The organism is Phreatobacter stygius (assembly GCF_005144885.1).
GTDB classification, from domain to species: Bacteria; Pseudomonadota; Alphaproteobacteria; order Rhizobiales; family Phreatobacteraceae; genus Phreatobacter; species Phreatobacter stygius.
The window spans coordinates 6,289,640-6,312,129 of record NZ_CP039690.1 but is presented as its reverse complement, the minus strand read 5'-3'; the positions used below and the strand labels follow the sequence as shown (position 1 = coordinate 6,312,129).

21 protein-coding genes are annotated in these 22,490 nt (G+C 66.6%); 13 read left to right on the top strand and 8 right to left on the bottom strand.

Annotated features, from left to right (window positions below; translation table 11 throughout):
- Positions 1-47 precede the first annotated feature (47 nt).
- The 3 genes from E8M01_RS29850 (at position 48) to rsmA (ending at position 3,030) form a co-directional block, all read left to right on the top strand.
- The gene (locus E8M01_RS29850; RefSeq protein ID WP_136963485.1) at positions 48-992 is read left to right on the top strand and encodes a peptidylprolyl isomerase; all 945 of its coding nucleotides are present in this window, start codon (positions 48-50) and stop codon (positions 990-992) included.
- Positions 993-1,168: 176 nt separating this feature from the next.
- Complete coding sequence (pdxA, locus tag E8M01_RS29845) at positions 1,169-2,188, top strand: 4-hydroxythreonine-4-phosphate dehydrogenase PdxA (protein WP_136963484.1); 1,020 nt, start codon at positions 1,169-1,171, stop codon at positions 2,186-2,188.
- Positions 2,185-3,030: a 16S rRNA (adenine(1518)-N(6)/adenine(1519)-N(6))-dimethyltransferase RsmA gene (gene rsmA / locus E8M01_RS29840; protein ID WP_136963483.1), complete on the top strand. Its 846-nt coding sequence runs from the start codon at positions 2,185-2,187 to the stop codon at positions 3,028-3,030. Before pdxA ends, rsmA begins: the two co-directional genes overlap by 4 nt.
- A 319-nt stretch (positions 3,031-3,349) precedes the next feature.
- On the opposite strand, the gene gmk is transcribed toward rsmA, so the two are convergent.
- From gmk to fabD, 7 genes are all read right to left on the bottom strand, one after another.
- Complete coding sequence (gene gmk, locus E8M01_RS29835; protein WP_136963482.1) at positions 3,350-4,033, bottom strand: guanylate kinase; 684 nt, start codon at positions 4,031-4,033, stop codon at positions 3,350-3,352.
- Between the two features lie 5 nt (positions 4,034-4,038).
- Complete coding sequence (locus E8M01_RS29830; RefSeq protein WP_136963481.1) at positions 4,039-4,926, bottom strand: YicC/YloC family endoribonuclease; 888 nt, start codon at positions 4,924-4,926, stop codon at positions 4,039-4,041.
- A 141-nt stretch (positions 4,927-5,067) separates the two neighbouring features.
- Positions 5,068-6,267 carry an endolytic transglycosylase MltG gene (gene mltG / locus E8M01_RS29825; RefSeq protein WP_136963480.1) on the bottom strand — a complete coding sequence of 400 codons (1,200 nt, stop codon included), beginning with the start codon at positions 6,265-6,267 and terminating at the stop codon, positions 5,068-5,070.
- 192 nt (positions 6,268-6,459) lie between these two features.
- Positions 6,460-7,719: a beta-ketoacyl-ACP synthase II gene (gene fabF / locus E8M01_RS29820; RefSeq protein WP_136963479.1), complete on the bottom strand. Its 1,260-nt coding sequence runs from the start codon at positions 7,717-7,719 to the stop codon at positions 6,460-6,462.
- A 116-nt stretch (positions 7,720-7,835) separates the two neighbouring features.
- Positions 7,836-8,075 (bottom strand): acyl carrier protein, encoded by a 240-nt coding sequence (locus E8M01_RS29815; protein ID WP_136963478.1) that lies wholly within the window; start codon positions 8,073-8,075, stop codon positions 7,836-7,838.
- A gap of 198 nt (positions 8,076-8,273) precedes the next feature.
- Complete coding sequence (gene fabG, locus E8M01_RS29810; protein ID WP_136963477.1) at positions 8,274-9,011, bottom strand: 3-oxoacyl-[acyl-carrier-protein] reductase; 738 nt, start codon at positions 9,009-9,011, stop codon at positions 8,274-8,276.
- Positions 9,012-9,022: 11 nt separating this feature from the next.
- The gene (fabD, locus tag E8M01_RS29805) at positions 9,023-9,967 is read right to left on the bottom strand and encodes an ACP S-malonyltransferase (protein WP_136963476.1); all 945 of its coding nucleotides are present in this window, start codon (positions 9,965-9,967) and stop codon (positions 9,023-9,025) included.
- A gap of 177 nt (positions 9,968-10,144) precedes the next feature.
- Here fabD and E8M01_RS29800 point away from each other — a divergent pair, with 177 nt between their 5' ends.
- The 5 genes from E8M01_RS29800 (at position 10,145) to rplI (ending at position 14,177) form a co-directional block, all read left to right on the top strand.
- On the top strand, positions 10,145-11,377 hold the full coding sequence (locus E8M01_RS29800) for a GTP-binding protein (RefSeq protein ID WP_136963475.1): 1,233 nt from the start codon (positions 10,145-10,147) through the stop codon (positions 11,375-11,377).
- Positions 11,378-11,681: 304 nt separating this feature from the next.
- Positions 11,682-12,200: a 30S ribosomal protein S6 gene (gene rpsF / locus E8M01_RS29795; RefSeq protein ID WP_136963474.1), complete on the top strand. Its 519-nt coding sequence runs from the start codon at positions 11,682-11,684 to the stop codon at positions 12,198-12,200.
- Between the two features lie 2 nt (positions 12,201-12,202).
- Entirely contained in the window at positions 12,203-12,463 is a 261-nt protein-coding gene (gene rpsR, locus E8M01_RS29790) for a 30S ribosomal protein S18 (RefSeq protein WP_136963473.1), read from the top strand.
- A 166-nt stretch (positions 12,464-12,629) separates the two neighbouring features.
- Entirely contained in the window at positions 12,630-13,580 is a 951-nt protein-coding gene (locus E8M01_RS29785) for a DUF2232 domain-containing protein (RefSeq protein ID WP_136963472.1), read from the top strand.
- A gap of 30 nt (positions 13,581-13,610) precedes the next feature.
- Positions 13,611-14,177, top strand: coding sequence for a 50S ribosomal protein L9 (rplI, locus tag E8M01_RS29780; RefSeq protein WP_136963471.1), 567 nt, complete (start codon positions 13,611-13,613; stop codon positions 14,175-14,177).
- Positions 14,178-14,303: 126 nt separating this feature from the next.
- On the opposite strand, the gene E8M01_RS29775 is transcribed toward rplI, so the two are convergent.
- Positions 14,304-15,143: an outer membrane protein gene (locus tag E8M01_RS29775; RefSeq protein ID WP_136963470.1), complete on the bottom strand. Its 840-nt coding sequence runs from the start codon at positions 15,141-15,143 to the stop codon at positions 14,304-14,306.
- Between the two features lie 344 nt (positions 15,144-15,487).
- Here E8M01_RS29775 and E8M01_RS29770 point away from each other — a divergent pair, with 344 nt between their 5' ends.
- The 5 genes from E8M01_RS29770 to purF all read left to right on the top strand — a co-directional run bounded on the left by E8M01_RS29770 (position 15,488) and on the right by purF (position 22,482).
- Positions 15,488-16,978, top strand: a complete 1,491-nt coding sequence (locus tag E8M01_RS29770; protein WP_136963469.1) for a replicative DNA helicase — start codon at positions 15,488-15,490, stop codon at positions 16,976-16,978.
- Positions 16,979-16,994: 16 nt separating this feature from the next.
- Positions 16,995-18,113: an alanine racemase gene (gene alr / locus E8M01_RS29765; RefSeq protein ID WP_342778639.1), complete on the top strand. Its 1,119-nt coding sequence runs from the start codon at positions 16,995-16,997 to the stop codon at positions 18,111-18,113.
- Positions 18,114-18,133: 20 nt separating this feature from the next.
- Positions 18,134-19,546, top strand: a complete 1,413-nt coding sequence (gene radA / locus E8M01_RS29760; RefSeq protein ID WP_136963468.1) for a DNA repair protein RadA — start codon at positions 18,134-18,136, stop codon at positions 19,544-19,546.
- A gap of 558 nt (positions 19,547-20,104) precedes the next feature.
- Entirely contained in the window at positions 20,105-20,713 is a 609-nt protein-coding gene (locus E8M01_RS29755) for a CvpA family protein (RefSeq protein ID WP_136963467.1), read from the top strand.
- A 239-nt stretch (positions 20,714-20,952) separates the two neighbouring features.
- The gene (purF, locus tag E8M01_RS29750; protein ID WP_136963466.1) at positions 20,953-22,482 is read left to right on the top strand and encodes an amidophosphoribosyltransferase; all 1,530 of its coding nucleotides are present in this window, start codon (positions 20,953-20,955) and stop codon (positions 22,480-22,482) included.
- Positions 22,483-22,490 lie beyond the last annotated feature (8 nt).

Genomic DNA, 22,490 nt, shown 5'->3' with positions numbered 1-22,490 from the left:
GACGGAGAGCGTGGTTTCATCATCCCTGCGCTCAAGGAAGACCGCCCATGGACCTGAAGCGTCCATTGCTCAGCCTCGCACTTGTCGCCGGCCTCGCCGCCGGCGCGGTTTCGGCCGTCTCGCCCGCCGCGGCCCAGGAAGGCCGGGTGCTCGTCACCGTCAACGGCGTGCCGATCACCAGCTTCGACATTCCGCAGCGCCAGCGGCTGCTGCAGCTGCGTGAGCACCGCTCGGTCAGCCATCAGCAAGCGCTCGAGGACCTGATCAACGATCGGATCAAGTTCGCCGAGGCACGACGGTTCCGGGTCGAAGCCTCGGAAGCACAGGTCAATCAGGCCTATGCCCAGGTGGCCCAGCGCTCCGGCATCGATCCGCGCGGTTTCGATCAGGTGCTGCGGGCCCAAGGCATCGAACCCCGCGTCTACAAAGGCAAGCTCCGGGCCGACCTGTCCTGGTCGAATATCGTCGGCGCCCGTTTCGGCCGGACGATCTTCGTCACCGACACGCAGCTTGCCGACGGCCTTGCCCGGCGCCGGACCGGCGCCGACAAGCCAATGGAGTATCATTTCCGGCAGATCGTTCTGCTGGTGCCGGCAACCGCGCCGCCGGCGGTGGTGCAGCGGCGCCTGGCCGAAGCCAATGCGCTGCGCGGCCGGTTCAACAGCTGCGCGACCGATCTCGAGCAGGTCAACCGGATTCCGGATGCCGCCGTGCGCGACCAGGTCCGCCGGCTCAGCACCGATGTCAGCCCGGAATTCCGTCGTGTGCTGGACCAGACCGCGGCCGGCAAACTGACGCCGCCCAGCCGCTCGCAGCAGGGTGTCGAGCTGGTTGCGGTCTGTTCGAAGAACGAGGTCCGCGCCGATGACACGACCGCCCGCAACCAGGTCCGCGAGGAAATGACCACGACCGAGATGCAACGCATCGCGCGTGACTACCTGGCGCGGCTTCGGCGCGTCGCGGTGATCGAATACAGGAATGGCGGCCGCTAGAACGGTCGCACTCATCATCGAAAGGACGGGTGCCCCGCCCTTTCGTTCATCGCATTTTCTGCCCGCGAACCGCTCGTCTCGCCTGAAAGTGCCTGTTCCCTCCTGTTCTTTGCATTTTTTTCATGCGAACCGGTTCCCACTTTCGCTTGAAAATGCGCTGAGGCTCCGGTTCGACAATGCTGCCGCTTGCTGTGACCATGGGCGAACCGGCCGGAATCGGGCCGGATATAGCCCTGATGGCCTGGCGTGACCGGGCCGAGCACCGGCTGCCGCCCTTCTATGTCATCGGCGATCCCGAACTGATGGAGGCGCGAGCCGCCCGGCTCGGCATCGGTGTTCCCGTGGTCCAGGTCCTGCCCGAAGAAACGGTCGAGACCTTCGCCTTCGCCTTGCCGGTGGTGGCGGTCGAAGGCGCGGCCGCCGACCGGCCGGGCGAACCCTCGCCGGAAACCGCCGGGCTCGTGATCGAAGCCATCCGCGCCGGCGTCGAGCATATCCGGTCGCATCGCGCGCGCGCCATCATCACCAATCCGATCGCCAAATCGGTGCTGGCCGCTGCCGGTTTCAGCCATCCCGGCCATACCGAATTTCTCGGCGAGCTGTCGCGACCGTTCCGCGTCGGTCCGGTTCGGCCGGTCATGCTGATCTGGAGCGAAGCACTCGCCGTCGTGCCGGTGACCATTCACATCCCGCTGGCCGAAGTTGCCGAGCGGTTGACGCGCAATCTGATCGTCGAGACCGGCGCGGTGGTGGCCCATGATCTGCGGACCAGGTTCGGCATCGCCGCGCCGCGGCTGGCGATCTGCGGGCTCAATCCCCATGCCGGCGAAAACGGACTTCTCGGCCGCGAGGACGAAGAGATCGTCGCGCCGGCGGTGGCCGAGCTCAACCGCATCGGCATCGCGGCGACCGGCCCGCACCCGGCCGATACGCTGTTCCACCCCGAGGCGCGCAAGGGTTATGACGTGGCGCTCGGCATGTATCACGATCAGGTGCTGGTGCCGGTCAAGACGCTCGCCTTCGACGAGGGCGTCAATGTCACCCTCGGCCTGCCTTTCCTGCGCACCTCGCCCGACCACGGCACGGCGTTTTCGCTGGCCGGCACCGGCCACGCCCGGCCGTCGAGCCTGATCCATTCGATCCTGCTGGCGGGGCGGCTGACGGGCGCCCAGGCCTTTCAGACAACCATGCCATGAGCGCCATCGACGACCTGCCGCCGCTGCGCGAGGTGATCGCCCGGCACGGGTTGATGCCCAAGAAGTCGCTCGGCCAGAACTTTCTGTTCGATCTCAATCTGACCAGCCGCATCGCGCGCGCCTCGGGTCCGCTCGACGGCGTCACCGTGGTCGAGGTCGGCCCCGGTCCCGGCGGCCTGACCCGTGCCTTGCTCGCCAATGGCGCGGCGCGGGTCGTGGCGGTCGAGCGCGACCAGCGGTGCCTGCCGGCGCTGGCCGAGATCGCGGCCTATTATCCCGGCCGGCTGACGGTGATCGAGGGCGATGCCCTCGAGGTCGATCTCCGGCCGCATCTGGGCGACGGTCCCGCCCGCATCGTCGCCAACCTGCCCTATAACGTCGCGACCCCGCTCCTGACCGGCTGGCTGACCAGCGATCCCTGGCCGCCCTGGTTCCAGTCGCTGACGCTGATGTTCCAGAAAGAGGTCGCCCAGCGCATCGTCGCGGCACCGGCGGCGGACGCTTTTGGCCGCCTCGGCGTGCTCGCCGGCTGGCGCACGCAAGCCAGGATCGCCTTCGACGTCGGCCCCGGCGCCTTCGTGCCGCCGCCCAAGGTCACCTCGTCGGTGGTGCATCTCATTCCGCGCGCCGCGCCGCTGCCGGCCAGCGTGCGGATGCTGGAGCGGGTGACGGCGGCGGCCTTCGGCCAGCGGCGCAAGATGATCCGGCAAAGCCTGAAGGGGCTCGGCCGCGACCCGGCGGCGCTGATCGCCGCAGCCGGCCTGGATCCGACGGTCCGGGCCGAAGAACTGCCGATCGAGGCCTTCTGCACCCTGGCCCGCCTGTTCGAGGCGGGGGTCTGACAGGTCTTGCGGGGCCCTCCCTTCTGATCCCGAGCCGGGATGACGTGAGCCAACACGGTGTCATGCCCGACCTTGGGCGGCCAAGACGATGAGGGCAGTGACAGCGAGAGCGGGAACCCGGATCGCAGCGTCACACCGCCCGTGCAGCTCACACGTCGTCATGCCCGGGCTTGTCCCGGGCACCCACGCCTTCCCTCCGCCCAAGTCCCTGATATCCACGACTTGTCGTCTTTGGTTCCCAACAGCGGGGCCGAAAAAACTCGGATCGTCGGAACGTGTGCGAAGGCGAGCTGTCACGGCATGCTGCGAGACCCGCCAATCACCCCTTGGCGAGCGTAGCGAGATTGCCGGCGGCCAGGACCTTTTCGAGGTCACGGTCGAGCTCGGCGATCAAGGCTTCGATCTTCGGCCGCCGGTTCTGCTTCAGCCGCTCGGCGGCGAGGATCGCGCGCAGGCTCGAGAAAGCCCGCTCCAGGTCGTCATTGACCAGGATGTAGTCGAAGTCGCGCCAATGGGCGATCTCGTCCCTGGCGGTGGTTAGACGGCGCAGGATCGCCTTGTCCTCGTCGGTTGCCCGTCGCTTCAGCCGGGAGATCTGTTCGGCGACCGACGGCGGCAACAGGAAGACGGTCGCCATGTCCTCGCGCACCAGCTCGGACAATTGTCGGACGCCGGCGACATCGATGTCGAACAGCACGTCCTTGCCCGCCGACAATGCATCTTCCACCGCCTGGCGCGGCGTGCCGTAGAAATTGCCGTGCACCTCGGCCCATTCCAGCAACTCGCCGGCATCGCGCATCTGGCCGAAACGGCTCTTGTCGATGAAATGATAGTGGACGTGATCGATCTCGTCCTGGCGCCGCGGGCGCGTGGTCACCGAGACCGACAGCGCGATCTCGGTTTCGGTCTTCAGCAATTCCCGTGTCAGCGTCGACTTGCCGGCGCCCGAGGGCGAGGTCAGCACCAGCATCAGCCCACGGCGGGCCGTGATCGGGTCCGTCATCGGTGTCACTCCAGATTCTGAACCTGCTCGCGGAACTGCTCGACCACCGCCTTCAGCTCCAGGCCAATAGCGGTCAGCGAGACGTCATTGGCCTTCGAGCAGAGCGTATTGGTTTCGCGGTTGAATTCCTGCGCCAGAAAATCCAGCTTGCGGCCGACCGGACCGCCGGATGCCATCAGCTTGGCGGCGGCGGCCACATGGGCGTCCAGCCGGTCGAGCTCTTCGCGGATATCGGCCTTGCTGGCGAGCAGCAGAGCCTCCTGGTGCAACCGGTCGGGATCGAACGCCTTGCCGGTCTCCAGCACCGCGGCAATCGATTCGGCGAGCTTGGCCTTGATCGCTTCGGGCCGGCGCGCCGGATTGGTCTCGGCCTGCCGTTTCAGCTCGGCGATCTCGCCGAGGCGGTCGGTCAGCACGGCGCCAAGGGCCGCACCTTCGGCCTTGCGCATGACGACGAGGCCGGCGAGCGCCTGGTCCAGGCCAGCAAGCACCGCCGCATGCAGTTCGGCGCGCTCGTCCTCGGTCTCTTCCGGCTCGACCACGTCGACGACGCCCCGGATGCCGAGAATGCCGTCGACGGCCGGCGCACGGGCATCGATCCGTTCGGTGATCAGCTTGACCGCATCAAGCACCTGCGCCAGCACCAGTTCGTTGATGCGCACTTCGCTCGCGACGCCTTCGCGCTTGACCGACAGGCTGGCGAACAGGCTGCCGCGCGTCACCAGCGCCGCGATCTTCTGGCGAATGGCCGGCTCAGCCAGGTCGAAGCCCGGCGGCAGGCGCAGCTTGACGTCCAGGCCCTTGGAATTGACCGACTTGATTTCCCAGGCCCAGACCGCGGTGCCGATCGCGCCGTCGGAGCGGGCAAAACCCGTCATGCTCGAGAGAGCCATGGAATCCTCTGCAGTTGCCTCGCTGCCTTGGCGGTTAAGTGCCGCCAGCGCCAAGGTCAAGCGTTGCCCGCTCGACCGGCAGGCCGGACCGGCCAACCCAAGGCCGAGCCGGCAGGGCCGTTCTGCAACTGCGCGCGGGGATCAGCGCGGCGTGGCCGGCGGGTTGGGCGCGCCAGGCGTTGCCGTTCCGGTCGGCGGATCGGCGCTGACCCGGTCGCGCGACGGATCGGCCTGGCCACGCTCACGCTCCACCCTGCGCCAATTGGCGACGTTGCGGTTGTGCTGCTCGAGCGTCTCGGCGAAGACATGACCGCCGGTGCCGTCGGCGACGAAATAGACGTCGCGGCCACGCACCGGATTGACCACCGCCTCCATCGCCGCCCGGCCGGGATTGGCGATCGGTGTCGGCGGCAGGCCGTCGATCTGATAGGTGTTGTAAGGCGTCAGCCGCTGGATCTCGGACTGCTGGATGCCGCGGCCGAGCGTGCCGCGCCCACCGACCAGGCCATAGACGATGGTCGGATCGGACTGCAGCCGCATGCGCCGGTTCAGCCGGTTGATGAACACGCCGGCGACCCGCGGCCGCTCGTCGGCCTTGCCGGTTTCCTTCTCGACGATCGACGCCAGGATGACCATTTCCTCGATCGAACGGATCGGCAGGTCCGGCGCGCGGCGGCCCCAGATCTGCTGCACGGCACGGGCCTGCAAGGTCGCCATCTGATCGACGATCTGCTGGCGCGAGGTACCGCGGGTGAACTTGTAGGTGTCGGGCATCAGCGAGCCCTCGCGCGGGATCCGCGCGATCTCGCCGGTCAACACGTCATTGTCGCGCAGCCGGCCGACAATCTGCTCGGATGTCAGGCCCTCCGGCACGGTGATCCGATATTCGATCGCCTTGCCCTCGATGACGATGGCCATGGCCTCGGCCATCGAAACCCGCTTGGGGAAGAGATATTCACCCCATTTCAGGTCGCCACGGGCGCCATAGAGCTGCACCGCGGCGGTGAACAGCAGCGAGGACGAAATGACGCCGTTCTGCTCGAGCTTGGTGCCGATCTGGTCCGAGGTCGAGCCGCGCTCGATGAACACAGCGCGATCCTGCTCCAGCGGCCCGGGCGACACGAAGGCATGGCGGGCATAGCTGAAACCGACGAGGCCGCCGACCAGCAGCACGAGCGCCAGCGACAGGATCAGATTGCCGATGACCACCCACTGATTGCGGGCGCGCCGGGAAGCCGGCGGAGCCGGGGGTGCCGCCTCCGGCTCCAAAGCCGCACGGGGCGACTTGATGGCCGGACGGGAACCGTTCTGGACCGGGCCGAGCCCGGGGGAATCGCTCATCACGCTAGCTCTGAATCGATGCTGTCACATCACTAACCAACTGATGCGAAGCGAATGTGGCGAAAGACGGGTGAGGTCTCGGGGACGGGCCGAATAGGGCTGATGCAGCCAGATTCGGTCCGCTTCGAACGCAACCAATTCTACCGCATTTTGCCGCCCGGCAAACCGGCCGCCGGCCGGCGCGACGATTGGTCAGGCCGCGGCGCGGAAGATCAGCGAGGCATTGGTGCCGCCGAAGCCGAAGGAGTTCGACAGCACCGTCTCGATCGACCGCTTGCGGGCCTGGTGCGGCACCAGATCCATGACCGTCTCGACCGAGGGATTGTCCAGGTTCAGGGTCGGCGGGGCAATCTGGTCGCGAATCGCCAGGACCGAAAAGATCGCCTCGACGGCGCCGGCGGCGCCCAGCAGATGGCCGATCGACGACTTGGTCGACGACATCGAGATCTTCGAGGCGGCATTGCCGACGACACGTTCGACGGCGGCCAGTTCGATGCCGTCGGCCATGGTCGAGGTGCCGTGGGCATTGATGTAGTCGATATCGGCGGCCGCGATGCCGGCGCGCTTGATCGCCGCCTGCATGCAGCGATAGGCGCCGTCGCCATCCTCGGCCGGCGCGGTGATGTGATGGGCGTCGCCCGACAGGCCGTAGCCGATCACCTCGGCATAGATCTTGGCGCCGCGCGCCTTGGCGTGCTCATAGGCCTCGAGCACCACGACGCCTGCGCCCTCGCCCATGACGAAACCGTCGCGATCGCGGTCATAGGGCCTGGAGGCGCGGGTCGGCTCGTCGTTGAACGCGGTGCACAGCGCGCGGCAGGCCGAGAAACCGGCAAGCGACAGGCGGCTGACCGGCGATTCGGTGCCGCCGGCGACCATCACGTCGGCGTCGCCGAAAGCCACCAGGCGGGCCGCATCGCCAATGGCGTGGGCGCCGGTGGAGCAGGCGGTGACGACGGCATGATTCGGCCCCTTGAGGCCGTGCTGGATCGACACGTAGCCGCCAGCGAGATTGATCAGCCGGCCCGGGATGAAGAAGGGCGAAATCCGCCGGGGGCCCTTCTCTTTCAGGATCAGCGAGGCTTCGGCGATGCCATCGATGCCGCCAATGCCGGAACCGATGAGAACGCCGGTGGAAATCTGCTCGTCGCGGGTTTTCGGGTGCCAGCCGGCATCATCGAGCGCCTGGGTCGCGGCCGACATGGCGAAGATGATGAAGTCATCGACCTTGCGCTGCTCCTTCGGCTCCATCCAGTCGTCCGGATTGAACGTCGATTGGGTGCCGTCGCCGCGCGGAATCATACAGGCGATCTTGGCGGCGATGTCGGAAACGTCGAAGTGCTCGACCTTGCGCGCGGCATTGTCGCCTTTGACGAGCCTTGCCCAGGTCGTCTCGGCTCCGCATCCAAGCGGAGATACGACACCCACGCCGGTCACCACAACACGCCGCATCATCGCTTCACCTGTTCCCGTTTCCCACACCCGAGCTCCTGAACGAAAGGCCGGAGGCGTTCAACGCTCCCCGGCCCCTCGAACATCATTTGGTTAAAGTCCAACAGCCCGAAAAATCAGGCGTTGGCAGCTTTCTCGAGGAATTTCACCGCGTCGCCGACGGTGAGAATCGTCTCGGCAGCGTCGTCCGGAATCTCGACGCCAAATTCTTCTTCGAACGCCATGACGAGCTCGACGGTGTCGAGGCTGTCGGCACCCAGGTCGTCGATGAAGCTCGCGGCCGGGACCACTTTCTCGGCATCAACGCCGAGCTGCTCCACGACGATCTTCTTCACTCGGTCAGCGATATCGCTCATAAGTTTATCCTCGTTCCATCCGACGATAAGGCACCGCCCACGATGGGACGCGGTGTGCGGCATTCAAGATTGGTGATGGCGGGCCGCTCCGCCGTGAATCTGGATCATCTCGGGAAGGCCCCCTGCCCGAACCGTCAGGCTCTCTAACACAGGCCTAAAGGTTTTGCCAGCGCGCCTCCGAAACGCCAAAATAATGAATTATATCATGGCCATGCCGCCATTGACGTGGAGCGTCTGGCCGGTGACATAGGCCGCTTCCTCCGAGGCGAGATAGACAACGGCGGCGGCAATTTCATTCGCCTTGCCGAGCCGACCCGCCGGAACACGCGTCAGGATCGTCTCCTTCTGCTTGTCGTTGAGGGCATCCGTCATGGCCGTTTCGATGAAACCGGGGGCCACGCAGTTGACCGTCACGTTGCGGCTGGCGACCTCGGCCGCAAGCGCTTTCGACATGCCGATAAGGCCGGCTTTCGAGGCTGCATAATTGCCCTGGCCGGGATTGCCGGTGACCCCGACCACCGAGGTGATCGAGACGATCCGGCCCCAGCGCTTGCGCATCATCAGCTTGGTCGCGGCCCGGGTCAGGCGGAAGCTGGCAGTCAGGTTGACTGCGATCACCTGGTCCCACTCCTCGTCCTTCATCCGGATGAACAGGTTATCGCGGGTAATGCCGGCGTTATTCACAAGAATGTCGAGCCCGCCCATCGCCTTGTCGGCAGCCGGCACCAGCGCCTCGACCTCTTCGATCGACGACAGGTTGGTCGGCAGGACATGGGCGCGCGCACCAAGAGCCGCCGCCAGTTCGTCGAGTTTCTCCCGGCGCGTGCCGGACAGGGCAACGGTTGCGCCGCGCGCATGGAGCGCTGCCGCCACCGCGCCGCCGATGCCGCCGGTCGCACCGGTGACGAGCGCCGTCTTGCCAGTCAGATCGAACATGGGAGCACCTCTTATCCGCGCGAAGCCTTGAAGGCGGCGATATCGTCGGGCGAACCGATGGCGCTGCCGGTGGCGCCCTCGGCGATCCGCTTGACCAGGCCCGACAAGACCTTGCCGGCGCCGATCTCATAAAAGCTGGTGACGCCGAGCCCGGCCATGGTCGCCACGCATTCGCGCCAGCGCACCGTACCGGTGACCTGTTCGATCAGTCGCCGGGTGATCTCGGCGGGATCGGCGATCGGCTGGGCCAGGACATTGGCGACAACAGGCACCATCGGCGCCTTGGCCGGCACGCTGGCCAGCGCCGCCGCCATGGCGTCGGCGGCCGGCTGCATCAGCGCGCAATGAAAGGGGGCGGATACGGGCAGCGGAATGGCGCGTTTGGCGCCGCGTGCCTTGGCCAGTTCGCAGGCGCGCTCGACCGCCGCCTTGTGACCGGAAATCACCACCTGGCCGGCGCCATTGTCATTGGCCGCCTGACAGACCTCGGTCTCGGCCGCTTCCGCCGCGATCGCCACCACCGCGTCGAACTCCAGGCCGAGAATCGCTGCCATGGCACCGACGCCGACCGGGGTTGCCGCCTGCATGGCCTTGCCGCGGATGCGCAGGAGCCGCGCCGTGTCGCCGATCGAAAAACTGCCGGCCGCGGCCAGCGCCGAATATTCGCCGAGCGAGTGGCCCGCGACATAGGCGACGTCGCGCGACAGGTTCAGTCCGGCTTCGGCTTCCAGCACCCTGACGACGCCGAGCGACACCGCCATCAGCGCCGGCTGGGCATTCTCGGTCAATGTCAGCGTCTCGATCGGCCCGTCCCAGATCACCGCCGACAATTTCTCGCCGAGCGCATCATCCACCTCGGCGAACACCGCACGCGCCGCGGGAAAGGCGTCGGCCAGGGCCTTGCCCATGCCGACGGCCTGGCTGCCCTGGCCGGGAAAGGTGAAAGCAACGGTCATGAAACCCTCGCGCGCTGCGTCAAAGTCGCGGCGAACTCGCATCGGGTCGCTCAAGAGTCAAGCAAGCAGTCGCCCGAATGCCGGGAAAACCTGTCGATTGGACAAGGGCTTCGCCGGCCACTTGCCGGGGGCATCGTGATTAGGTTATGTTATAGTATTACATATATAGGAGCCTTCATGCTTGCCGGTCGTTCCGATCCTCGCCTGCCCGTCACCGTGCTTTCCGGCTTTCTGGGCGCCGGCAAGACCACTCTCTTGAACCATATTCTCAACAACCGTGAAGGCCGGCGCGTGGCGGTCATCGTCAACGACATGTCGGAGGTGAATATCGACGCCGACCTCGTCCGCGACGGCGGCGCCAACCTGTCGCGGACCGACGAAAAACTGGTCGAGATGACCAATGGCTGCATTTGCTGCACCTTGCGCGACGACCTCCTGAGCGAGGTCAGGCAGCTCGCCGAGAGCGGCAAATACGAGTACCTGCTGATCGAAGGCACCGGCATCGCCGAGCCGCTGCCGATCGCCGCCACCTTCTCGTTCCGCTCCGAGGACGGCGAGGCGCTGGAGGACATCGCCCGGCTCGACTGCATGGTCACCGTGGTCGACGCGATCAATCTCCTGAGGGATTTCGGCAGTCATGACGTCCTGGCCGATCGCGGCGAAACGGCCGATGAAGGCGACGAACGCACCTTGGCGGATCTCCTGACCGACCAGATCGAATTCGCCGACGTGGTGATCATCAACAAGATCTCCTCGGTCGACACCACCCAGCAGGCACTGGTCGAAAAGATCGTCCGCGCGCTCAATCCGGACGCGCGGGTCATCACGGCCGATTTCGCCGCGGTGGCACTGGCCGAGGTGCTCGACACCGGCCGCTTCGACAAGGACACGGCCGAGACCCATCCGCTCTGGGCCAAGGAGCTCTATGGTTTCAAGGACCACGTGCCGGAAACCGAGGAATATGGCATTTCATCCTTTGTCTATCGGGCCGCCAGGCCGTTCGATCCGGTGAACCTCGACGCCTTCCTGAAGGCGACCTGGCCTGGGCTGATCCGCGCCAAGGGCCATTTCTGGCTGGCGACGCGGCCGGACTGGTGCGGCGAACTGTCGATCGCCGGGGCGGTCTGCCGCACCTCCGCCATGGGCTTCTGGTGGATCGCGGTGCCGAAGGCGCGCTGGCCCGACAGCGACGAATGGCGGGCCATGCTGAAGCGCCACTGGCACCCGGTCTATGGCGACCGCCGCCAGGAACTGGTGTTCATCGGCGCGGGGCTCGATGAGGAGCGCATGCGCGCGGCGCTCGACGATTGCCTGGTCGGCCGCGCCTCCGACACCCGGTTCGATGCCGCCGAGCACGCCGACCGCGCCGATCCCTTCCCGGCCTGGCGCAGCCAGGCCCAGGCTGCGTGAGACGTTTTGCCTTGAGCGTCTCCGTTTTTCACCGCGTCATGGCCGTGCCTGTCACGGCCATCCACGTCTTCCCCGGTCAAGACCGCGCGTGAACGCTTTAGCCTTGAACGCTTTGGATTTTCGCGTATAAGGCCGCCTTCGCTTCGATCGGCTGGTGGCTGAACGGGTGGCAGGTTCGCCTGCAGGGGGTTCTTAGATCCCCCGTCATCCGGTGTCTCCGCCTTCGAGAATTCTGTCGGGCCTGTCCAGGGCTTGAGGGGCTTCGCGCCGAAGAAGCGTCATTTCGAACGAGGAGACAGGCCGAATGCCTCTCTATGAGCACGTGTTCCTGGCACGCCAGGACGTTACTGCGCAGCAAGCCGAAGCGCTTGCGACGCAGTACAAGGACGTTATCGAAGCCAATGGCGGCTCGGTTCCCAAGACCGAGTCCTGGGGGCTGAAGTCGATCGCCTTCCGCATCCGCAAGAACCGCAAGGCCCACTACACGCTGATGAACATCGACGCGCCGCATGCAGCGGTCGCCGAGATGGAGCGTCAGATGTCGATCAATGAAGACATCCTGCGCTTCATGACCGTCAAGGTCGAGGCTCTCGAAGAGGGCCAGTCGGCCATGCTGCAGAAGCGCGACCGCGATGACCGCGGCGAGCGCGGCTTCGGCGATCGTGGCTTCGGCGGCGGCGGCGGCTTCGGCGGTCGTGACCGTGGATTTGGCGGCGGCGGCGGTGGCGACCGCAGCGGTGGTGGCGGTGGCCCCCGTCGTTTCCGTGACCGTGACGGCAGCGATGTCGAACCGGTTGTCGAAGCTGTTGCGACGGAGGAGTGATCATGACGGCCGCATCGACGACATCGACCGGTGGTGGCGCGCGCCGCCCCTTCTTCCGCCGCCGCAAGACCTGCCCGTTCTCGGGCCCGAATGCGCCGGTCATCGACTACAAGGACGTGCGTCTGCTGCAGCGCTACATTTCCGAGCGCGGCAAGATCGTCCCGTCGCGCATCACGGCGGTGTCCGCCAAGAAGCAGCGCGAGCTCGCCCAGGCGATCAAGCGCTCGCGCTTCCTCGGCCTGCTGCCTTACGTGATCAAGTAATCAGAGGCGTGATTAAGTAATCACCCGATGAGACTGCCGGCGGGACGCCCCGCGCCCCGCCGGTTCGACTGAAGAACTATGTGATCGTCGGCCGGACGGATGACCCGTCGCGGCTGAAGTTGGGGTCAAGCCCCCTAACCCTCGGGATCGAGCGGGACAGCTGACGATGGGACCGACCCTCGCCATTGCCTTCGGCGCCGGACTGGCGTCCGCCCTCCTCTTCGCGACTCTCGCGTCGGGGAACCCGCTGGCTATCGTCCTGTTCTATTTCGCGGCCCTGCCCGTGCTGATCGCAGGCCTCGGCTGGGGCCATTATGCCGGCGGCTTTGCCAGTGCCATCGGCGCGCTCGCGCTGTCGCTGGCGCTGCGCTCGCAGCTCGGCCTGTTCTTCTTCTTTTCGATTGGCCTGCCGGCCTGGATCCTGACCTATCTGGCGCTCACCGTGCGGCCGCAGCCGACCGCGGCCGATCCGGCTGCGGTTCAATGGTGCCCGCCGGGCCTGCTGCTGTCGGTCATCGGCGTTTGCGCCGTCGCCTTGACCTTGTTCGGCATGGCCGTGCTGTTCGGGCTCGATTTCGACGCCTATCAGGCGTCGCTGCGGGCAGCGGTCGACCAGACGCTGCGCCAGATGACCTCGGCCGATGCCGAAACGCAGGCGACGCTCGCCGCCTTCATGACCGCCGCCGTGCCGGTGGCCGCCGCGATCGTCTGGACCTTCGTCACCGCGCTCAACCTGTTCGTCGCCGGCCGCATCGTGCGCGCCTCCGGCAGGCTTGCGCGGCCCTGGCCGGACCTGCCCTCGATGCGGCTGCCGCGCTGGATGGCCGGCGCCTTGCTCGCCGGGTCGCTGGCGTCTTTCGCGCCCGGGGTCATCGGCCATGTCGGCATCATCGTGATGGCGGTCGGCCTGGCGGTGTTCGCGCTCGCCGGTTTCGCGCTCGCCCATGACGTGACCCGCGGCTGGGGCATGCGCGGCTTCGCGCTCGGCCTGCTCTATGCGATCACCTTCATCATCGGCTGGCCGATGATCTTCGTGGCGCTCGCCGGTCTCGCCGACGTGCTTTTCAACCTGAGGGACAAGCGCCAGGCGCCGCCCTCGGCTCCCTCCAACACATGACATGCATCTGACAACACAAGGAGATTGAACATGGATGTGATTCTGCTGCAGCGCGTCGCCAAGCTCGGCCAGATGGGCGAAGTGGTGAAGGTGAAGCCGGGTTATGCCCGCAACTACCTTCTGACCCAGGGCAAGGCCCTGCGCGCCACCGAGACCAACCGCAAGAAGTTCGAGACCATGAAGGTCCAGCTCGAGGCCCATAACCTCGAACTGAAGAAGGATGCCGAGGCCATCGCGGCACGGCTGGACGGCACCACCTATGTGGTCATCCGCCAGGCTGGCGAGACCGGCCATCTCTACGGCTCGGTGTCGGCCCGCGATCTCTCCGAGGCGATCACCGCCGGCGGCGTGACGGTCGAGCGCTCGATGATTCAGCTCGACAGCCCGATCAAGGCCATCGGCCTGCACAAGGTGACGATCGCGCTGCATCCGGAAGTCGACGCCCATGTCACCGTCAACGTCGCCCGTTCGGTCGGCGAGGCCGAGCGCCAGACCCAGGGCGAGGACCTGACCCAGCGCGCCGAGGAGCCGACCTTCGAAACCTTCAATCCGGAAGATTTCCAGGACGGTGGCGAGGCTGGCCAGCCCGAGGCCTGAGCCGTCGGATCAAGCCGGCCGCCGGGTGGCGGCCGGTACCAAATGCAAAACGCCCGGCTGCGAAGCCGGGCGTTTTTCGTTTGGGCCGTCGGGCGCTGGACTGCGCCCTCGCCCCGAACTTTGGGATCAATAGCGCGCGATGATCGGTTCGACTGCCATCGGCGGCGCACCGAACAGGTAGCTCACGCCAACCCGGATGGCATGGGTTTCGATCCGGTTGTTGATGTCGGACGAATTCGGATTGATCGAGCAGGCCGCGGTGGCCAGGCAGCTCTTCGAGCCGTAATTGGTGTAGCGATATTCGAGACGGGCCGACCAGTTATAGGAGAACTTGTGCTCGATGCCGGCGCCGATGGTCCAGCCGAAACGCGTCGAGTTGTATTTCACGACATGGCCGACGAAGCCCTGGCAATCATCGAGAACGGTACAGGCCTTGAAGTTGGCGAAGGCAAGACCGCCGGTCATGTAGAACAGCGTCTTGTGATGGGTCCAGCCGAGACGGGCGCGGACCGAGCCTTGCCAGTTGGACTGGAGGCGCTGCTGATAATGGTTGCCGACGCCGAAATCCGGATTGGAATTGTACCAGGACGACTGGATCGCACCCATCGGGCCTTCGAAGTCGGCTTCGATGCCGAACAGCACTTGATTGAACAGGCGCTGATAGCCGGCATGGAGACCGTAGCTGAAGCGCGTATTGGCATAGTCGTAGTCGAAGTCGTAATGCATCACGCCATTGCCATCGGGCCGCTGCGCGCCGGTGGCGTCGCTATGCGAACCCCAATTGCGCTGCGACTGCAGGCCGACCTGACCGCCGATATAGAAGCCGCTCCATTTGTCGACATAGCTCGGAGCAGCAGCAATGACTTCCGAGCCTCGGAGCGCTGCTCCGCCGAGGTCGGCCGCCTGAGCCCCGACCGCTGTGAAGGCCGCTAGGGCGACCATGGGTAATGCGACACGCTTGAACATGGGAGCGCCCCTTCACGAATGAGTAACCGCTTGTGCGGATGGCAAAGGGATCGCATGGCAGAGTTAACGTTGGGTTTCCGTATTAGGTAAAAAGGTGATTTCGCCGCGACATCTATGGGGTCCGAGTCGATTTCTTGCCCAGGGCTTGCGCCACCGGGCGCGGCGGGCCGGGCGCGAACAAGCCGGCGGCGTGTCAACCGGCAAAGCGTTCGCCTTTCCGGACCTGTGAGAATCGGGGACATTGCGGTCTCACCGACCGCCGCCAAAAAACGCTTCGCGCGGGCTGGTCCCAAGCCTGCTAGAGACGGGGTCCCCTGAACTCTCCAGCCGAAGTCTGAAACGCAATGGCCGCCCTGCCCGCCCTGATGCCTGTCGGCTCCACCGACCTGACGTTTCGCCAGGCGCCACAGAACATGGAGGCCGAGCAGGCGCTGCTGGGCGCGATCCTGGTCAACAACGAGGCGTTCTACCGGGTTGCCGACTTCCTCGATTCGAAACATTTCTTCGACCCGCTGCACCAGAAGATCTACGAGACCACCGCCTCGCTGGTCCGCAGCGGCAAGCTCGCCACGCCGATCACGCTCAAGACCTTCCTCGATCCCAATATCGACATCGGCGGATTGACGATCGTCCAATATCTGGCGCGGCTGGCCGGTGAAGCCACCACCATCATCAATGCCGAGGATTATGGCCGCTCGATCTATGACCTGGCGATTCGCCGGGATCTGATCCAGATCGGCGAAGGCATGGTCAATGTCGCCTATGACGCGCCCGTCGACATGCCGCCGCGCACGCAGATCGAGGATGCCGAGCGCAACCTGTTCGCGCTGGCCGAGACCGGCCGCTATGACGGCGGCTTCCAGCGCTTCACCGACGCGGTGGCGCGGGCCCTCGACATGGCGGGCCAGGCCTACCAGCGCGACGGCCACCTCTCGGGCATTTCCACCGGCCTGCGCGACCTCGACAAGACGCTCGGCGGCATGCAGCCCTCCGACCTCGTCGTGCTGGCCGGCCGCCCGGCCATGGGCAAGACCGCGCTCGCCACCAATATCGCCTTCAATATCGCCAAGGCCTACAGGTTCGAGGTCGAGGCCGACGGCACGCACAAAACCACCAATGGCGGCATTGTCGGCTTCTTCTCGCTGGAAATGAGCTCCGACCAGCTCGCCACCCGTATCGTGGCCGAGCAGGCGCAGATTTCCTCCTACAAGATCCGCCGCGGCGACATCCAGGAAGACGAGTTCTACCGGCTGACCGAGGCGGCGCGCGAAATCCAGGCCATTCCGTTCTACATCGACGACACCGGCGGCCTGTCGATCTCGCAGCTGACCGCCCGCGCCCGCCGCCTGAAACGTCAGCGCGGCCTGGATTTCATGGTGGTCGACTATCTCCAGCTCCTGTCCGGTTCGTCGAAGAACAACCAGAACCGGGTGCAGGAACTGACCGAGATCACCACCGGCCTGAAGGCGCTGGCCAAGGAGCTGAACGTGCCGATCCTGGCGCTGTCGCAGCTGTCGCGCCAGGTCGAATCGCGCGACGACAAACGTCCGCAGCTCGCCGATCTTCGCGAATCGGGCTCGATCGAGCAGGACGCCGACGCCGTCATGTTCGTGTTCCGCGAGGAATATTATATTCAGAACCGCGAACCGAAACCGGGCACCGAAGAGCATATCAAGTGGCGCGACGAGATGGCCCGGCTGCACGGCAAGGCCGAGGTGATCATCGGCAAGCAGCGTCACGGCCCGACCGGCACGGTGACCTTGCAGTTCGAGGCGAACGTGACGCGGTTCTCGGATCTCGCCGAAGAGGACCACCTGCCCCAGAGGCTGGAATAAGGGCTGGAATAGCACCATGAGCGGCATGTCCGACGTTCCGGCCGACGAGGCCGGCGCACGCTTGACCGTCGATCTCGGCGCCCTCAAGCGCAATTACCAGGCGCTCGCCGCCATGACCGCCGGCGCGGAATGCGCCGCCGTGGTCAAGGCCGATGCCTATGGCATCGGCATCGAGGCGGCCGGTCCGGCGCTGGCCGCCGCCGGCGCCCGCACATTCTTCGTGGCTCATCTCTCGGAAGCCCGGCGGTTGCGCGCCGTGCTGCCGTCGGCCGCCATCTACGTCTTGAACGGCCTGTTCGGCGAGGCGCTCGCAACCTATGCCGACCACCAGCTGCGGCCGGTGCTCGGCAGCCGTGACGATATCGAGCGGTTCAGCGCCTTCTGCAGCCAGACGGCCAGGCGCTGGCCGGCCGCCATTCATGTCGATACCGGCATGAACCGGCTCGGCCTGGACCTGGCCGAGGCGGCGCTGCTGGCCGAGCCCGGACCTCATGCGCTGGCCTTCGAGCCGGCGCTGCTGATGAGCCATTTCGCCTGCGCCGACGAACCCGGCCACCCGCTGACGGCAAGGCAGGTCGACCGCTTCGCCCAGGTGCGCGGGCTGTTCCCGGGCGTGCCCGGCTCGCTCGCCAATTCCGCCGGCTGCACGATGAGCGCGGCGCGCCACGACCTCGCCCGGCCGGGCGTCGCGCTTTACGGCGCCCGCTACCGGGCCGACCGTGCGCCGCTCGAGCCGGTGGTCCGCCTGGACGCGCCGCTGGTGCAGGTGCGCGAGGTGCGCGCCGGCGACACGGTCGGTTACGGCGCGACCTGGAGCGCGTCGCGGCCGAGCCGCATCGGCATCGTCTCGGTCGGTTATGCCGACGGCTATCTGCGCTCAGCCGGCACCACCAACCATCAGGCCGGAGCCTATGCCAGGGTCAATGGCGTGACCTGCCGGCTCGCCGGGCGCGTCTCGATGGACCTGATCGCCATCGACGTGACCGATGCCGGCCAGGCGGCGCCTGGCGACACGGTGACCCTGATCGGCGACGGGATTGGCGTCGACGACGTCGCCGAGGCCGCCGGCACGATCGGCTACGAGGTGCTGACCAGCCTTGGGCGGCGCTATAACAGGCGCTATACCGGAGGCTGATTCCAGCTCCAGCAGGCTCCATGGCGCGCAACATCACGTCTTTCGTCTGTCAGTCCTGCGGTGCCAGCTATGGCCGCTGGCAGGGCAAATGCGAGAGCTGCGGCGCCTGGAACACGATCGCCGAGGAAAATGTCGGCACCGGCGTCGGCGGGACGCCGGCCAAAGGCTCGGCCAAGAAGGGCCGCACCTTCGCGCTGGCCGGCCTCGACGGCGTCGGCGATCAGGCACCGCGCACCGAAACCCAGGTCGGCGAACTCGACCGGGTGTTCGGCGGCGGACTGGTCAAGGGTTCGGTCATCCTGATCGGCGGCGATCCCGGCATCGGCAAGTCGACGCTGCTGATCCAGGCCTCGGCCCGGCTCGCCCGCATGGGCCACCGGGTCGTCTATATCTCCGGCGAAGAGGCGGTCGACCAGGTCCGGCTGCGCGCCGAGCGGCTCGGCCTGACCGCCTCGCCGGTCGAGCTCGCGGCCGAAACCAATGTCGAGGATATCGTCGCCACCCTGTCGGAAGGGCCGACGCCGCGGCTGGTGGTGATCGATTCGATCCAGACCATGTGGACCGACAAGGTCGAGAGCGCGCCGGGCACGGTCAGCCAGGTCCGCTCGGCCGCCCAGGTGTTGATCCGCTACGCCAAGAAGTCCGGCGCGGCGGTGATCCTGGTCGGCCATGTCACCAAGGACGGCCAGATCGCCGGCCCGCGCGTGGTCGAGCACATGGTCGACGCGGTGATGAGCTTCGAGGGCGAAGGCGGCCATCATTTCCGCATCCTGCGCGCAGTGAAGAACCGCTTCGGCCCGACCGACGAGATCGGCGTGTTCGAGATGACCGGCAAGGGCCTGCGCGAGGTGCCGAACCCGTCGGAACTGTTCCTCGCCGGCCGCGACCTCGGCGCGCCGGGAACCGCGGTCTTTGCCGGCATGGAGGGCACCAGGCCGGTGCTGGTCGAGATCCAGGCACTGGTCGCGCCCTCGACGCTGGGCACGCCGCGGCGCGCCGTGGTCGGCTGGGACCCGGCGCGGCTGTCCATGGTGCTGGCGGTGCTCGATGCCCATTGCGGCGTCCGGCTCGGCAGCCATGACGTCTACCTGAATGTCGCCGGTGGGCTGCGGATCGCCGAGCCGGCGGCCGATCTGGCGGTGGCGGCGGCCCTGGTGTCGTCGCTGACCGGCGCGGTGATGCCGGCCGACGCGGTCTATTTCGGCGAGGTCAGCCTGTCCGGCGCGGTCAGGCCGGTGGCGCAGGCCGCGGCGCGGCTGAAAGAGGCCAAGAAGCTCGGCTTCACCAGGGCCGTGGTGCCGGAAGTGGCGCGCGGCGAAGCCGGCGAGCCGGGGCTCGGCACCCAATCGGTCAACAACCTTTCGACGCTGGTCGCCGACATCGCCGCCTCCGGCGTCGGCGCGCGCAAACCCAAGGCCGTCGCGAACGAATAGGCGGCTCGGCTTTGAGATTACCGCTTCGAGGTCAGGGCGGCCGGGGCGCGGATCCGATGGGATCTGCGACGGGAGCGCCTGGGCTGAATGCGTGGATGGCCGTGACAAGCCCGGCCAAGACGAGAAGCGGCGTCGACGGAAGCACACCGGATCGCCGGTCGCGTAGACCAGCAGGCCAGGACAGCGCGAGCCCCACATCGTCTTGCCCGGGCTTGTCCCGGGCATCCACGACTTGCCGGCCTTGCGGCGGCCGCGGCGCAGGCCCGTAAGGATCCGTCACGGGAACAACCGGGCTGAATTCGTGGATGGCCGGGACGAGCCTGGCCAAGACGAGACGTGCCGGCCGGCTCACATGCGCTTGCCGGCACGGGTCCGGGATCAGCGGTCCATCGGAATGCCGGATGGACCTGCAACGCCACCGATCAGGCGGCTGGATTACCGGCGCGATTTGCCTGTGGTTGACGGGGTGACGGCAGCCGCATGCCTCGCTATAAGCGCGTGATCGCGCGGCCTGTTGCGACTCGCGTCAGTCATTTTGCTTGCCCGGAGCCCTCCCCGATGCCGGTCACCTATCTCGACATTGGCCTCGCCGTGATCATGCTGATTTCAGCTTTGCTCGCGATGGTCCGTGGCTTCGTCCGCGAGGTTCTGTCGATCGCCTCCTGGGGCCTGGCGGCGCTCGCCACGTGGTGGGCCTTCCCGCGGCTGCTGCCGCTCGCCCAGACCCAGGTGTCGAACGAACTGGCGGCCAAGGCGATCGTCATCGCCGGCGTGTTCCTGACCGTGCTGGTGGTCGTCTCGCTGATCACCATTCGCATCTCCGACGCCATTCTCGACTCCAAGATCGGCGTGCTCGACCGCACCCTCGGCTTTGCCTTCGGCCTGGCCCGCGGGCTGGTCATCGTGGTGGTCGCCTTCGCCTTCTTCACCTGGCTGGTGCCCAACACCAACCGGCCGGACTGGGTCGCCAAGGCCAAGTCTTACGCGCTGCTCGACAGCACCAAGGACTGGCTGATCGAGAAATTGCCGCAGGACATCGAAGGTTCGGATATTCTGCGCCGGCTGAACCGCTCGCAGCAGCCCGCCGCCGATGCCGCGGCGCCGCCGGCCGCACCGGGAACGGCTCCCGCGGCGCCGCCGGCCCAGCCGCAGCCGCGTCGCCCATAGGGCGATGACTTGGCGATAAAAGCCTGTTCGGGCGGCGCATGGCCGCCGTGCATGGGGTGGAAAGGACTTTCTAACCGGCGCATCGCCCCGCATATGACGTGACGGGGCGACGATCGGAGCCTTCGGGACGCTGATGCGATCGATCCGGATCGAATCGGGGCCCGTATTTCTGTTGGCCACGAGATCGAACCGGCGCCCGCTTCCGGGCCCCGGCGATGTCGTTCTTGGACGAGGACACCATGACGCGATCCCTGGAGGTGCGCCTCCACGAGGCGGACCTGGAGCATCAGCGCGAGGACTTCGACCCCCAGACCCTGGATGACGGGGCCTTCGACAGTGAAGCAGACCGGCTGCATGAGGAATGCGGCGTCTTCGGTGTCCACAACCATCCGGATGCCGCGGCGCTGACCGCGCTCGGCCTGCACGCCCTGCAGCATCGCGGCCAGGAGGCCGCCGGCATCGTGTCGTTCGACGGCGCCCGGTTCCATTCGGAACGTCGGCTCGGCCTGGTCGGCGACAATTTCTCCAAGCGCGAAGTGATCGAACGCCTGCCCGGCCAATCGGCCATTGGCCATACCCGCTATTCGACCACCGGCGGCACCATTCTGCGCAACGTCCAGCCGCTGTTCGCCGAGCTCGAGACCGGCGGTTTCGCGGTCTGCCACAACGGCAACCTGACCAATGGCCTGACTCTGCGCCGCCGGTTGATCGCCGACGGCGCGATCTACCAGGCGACATCGGACACCGAAGTCATCCTGCACCTGGTCGCCCGTTCCCGGCGCAACCGTTTCACCGACCGGTTCATCGACGCGCTCGGCCAGATCGAGGGCGGTTATGCCTTTGTCGGCATGACCAACAAGAAACTGATCGGTGCCCGCGACCCGCTCGGCATCCGGCCGCTGGTGATCGGCGAGCTCGGCGGCAAATATATCCTGACCTCCGAGACCTGCGCGCTCGACATCATCGGCGCACGCTTCGTGCGCGAGGTCGCCGTTGGCGAGGTCGTGGTCATTTCCGACCAGGGCCTGGAATCGATCATTCCGTTCCCGCAGCGCAAGCCGCGCCCGTGCATCTTCGAATATGTCTATTTCGCGCGGCCGGACTCGATCGTCGACGGCAAGAATGTCTATGGCCTGCGCAAGCAGATCGGCGCGACCCTGGCCAGCGAAGCGCCGGTCGAAGCCGATGTGGTGGTGCCGGTGCCCGATTCCGGCGTGCCGGCGGCGATCGGCTTCGCGCATCGGTCGGGCATCCCCTACGAGCTCGGCATCATCCGCAACCACTATGTCGGCCGCACCTTCATCCAGCCGACCCAGACGGTGCGTGAGCTCGGCGTGCGCCTGAAACATTCGGCCAACCGGGCGGTTGTCGAGGGCCAGCGCATCGTGCTGGTCGACGACAGCATCGTGCGCGGCACGACCTCGCGCAAGATCGTCCAGATGATGCGTGATGCCGGCGCCCGCGAGGTGCATTTCCGCATCGCCTCGCCGCCGATCAAGTTTCCCGACTATTACGGCATCGACATGCCGGACCAGGACAAGCTCCTGGCGGCGCGCATGTCGCTCGAGGAGATGAAGGTCTATCTCGGGGTCGATTCGCTCGCCTTCATCTCGATCGACGGGCTCTACCGGGCGCTCGGCGAACCGGGCCGCGACCCGGTGCAGCCGCAGTTCACCGACCACTATTTCACCGGCGACTACCCGACGCCGATCACCGACCTGGTCAGCGAAAGCGCCAAGCAGCTCTCGCTGCTCGCCGAAGCGAGCTGAGACGCCAT

Bases quoted from the DNA above. Each gene is read 5' to 3' on its own strand.
- E8M01_RS29850 (WP_136963485.1), top strand. From the start codon at position 48: ATGGACCTGAAGCGTCCATTGCTCAGCCTCGCACTTGTCGCCGGCCTC.
- pdxA (WP_136963484.1), top strand. From the start codon at position 1,169: ATGCTGCCGCTTGCTGTGACCATGGGCGAACCGGCCGGAATCGGGCCG.
- rsmA (WP_136963483.1), top strand. From the start codon at position 2,185: ATGAGCGCCATCGACGACCTGCCGCCGCTGCGCGAGGTGATCGCCCGG.
- gmk (WP_136963482.1), bottom strand. From the start codon at position 4,033: ATGACGGACCCGATCACGGCCCGCCGTGGGCTGATGCTGGTGCTGACC.
- E8M01_RS29830 (WP_136963481.1), bottom strand. From the start codon at position 4,926: ATGGCTCTCTCGAGCATGACGGGTTTTGCCCGCTCCGACGGCGCGATC.
- mltG (WP_136963480.1), bottom strand. From the start codon at position 6,267: ATGAGCGATTCCCCCGGGCTCGGCCCGGTCCAGAACGGTTCCCGTCCG.
- fabF (WP_136963479.1), bottom strand. From the start codon at position 7,719: ATGCGGCGTGTTGTGGTGACCGGCGTGGGTGTCGTATCTCCGCTTGGA.
- E8M01_RS29815 (WP_136963478.1), bottom strand. From the start codon at position 8,075: ATGAGCGATATCGCTGACCGAGTGAAGAAGATCGTCGTGGAGCAGCTC.
- fabG (WP_136963477.1), bottom strand. From the start codon at position 9,011: ATGTTCGATCTGACTGGCAAGACGGCGCTCGTCACCGGTGCGACCGGC.
- fabD (WP_136963476.1), bottom strand. From the start codon at position 9,967: ATGACCGTTGCTTTCACCTTTCCCGGCCAGGGCAGCCAGGCCGTCGGC.
- E8M01_RS29800 (WP_136963475.1), top strand. From the start codon at position 10,145: ATGCTTGCCGGTCGTTCCGATCCTCGCCTGCCCGTCACCGTGCTTTCC.
- rpsF (WP_136963474.1), top strand. From the start codon at position 11,682: ATGCCTCTCTATGAGCACGTGTTCCTGGCACGCCAGGACGTTACTGCG.
- rpsR (WP_136963473.1), top strand. From the start codon at position 12,203: ATGACGGCCGCATCGACGACATCGACCGGTGGTGGCGCGCGCCGCCCC.
- E8M01_RS29785 (WP_136963472.1), top strand. From the start codon at position 12,630: ATGGGACCGACCCTCGCCATTGCCTTCGGCGCCGGACTGGCGTCCGCC.
- rplI (WP_136963471.1), top strand. From the start codon at position 13,611: ATGGATGTGATTCTGCTGCAGCGCGTCGCCAAGCTCGGCCAGATGGGC.
- E8M01_RS29775 (WP_136963470.1), bottom strand. From the start codon at position 15,143: ATGTTCAAGCGTGTCGCATTACCCATGGTCGCCCTAGCGGCCTTCACA.
- E8M01_RS29770 (WP_136963469.1), top strand. From the start codon at position 15,488: ATGGCCGCCCTGCCCGCCCTGATGCCTGTCGGCTCCACCGACCTGACG.
- alr (WP_342778639.1), top strand. From the start codon at position 16,995: ATGAGCGGCATGTCCGACGTTCCGGCCGACGAGGCCGGCGCACGCTTG.
- radA (WP_136963468.1), top strand. From the start codon at position 18,134: ATGGCGCGCAACATCACGTCTTTCGTCTGTCAGTCCTGCGGTGCCAGC.
- E8M01_RS29755 (WP_136963467.1), top strand. From the start codon at position 20,105: ATGCCGGTCACCTATCTCGACATTGGCCTCGCCGTGATCATGCTGATT.
- purF (WP_136963466.1), top strand. From the start codon at position 20,953: ATGACGCGATCCCTGGAGGTGCGCCTCCACGAGGCGGACCTGGAGCAT.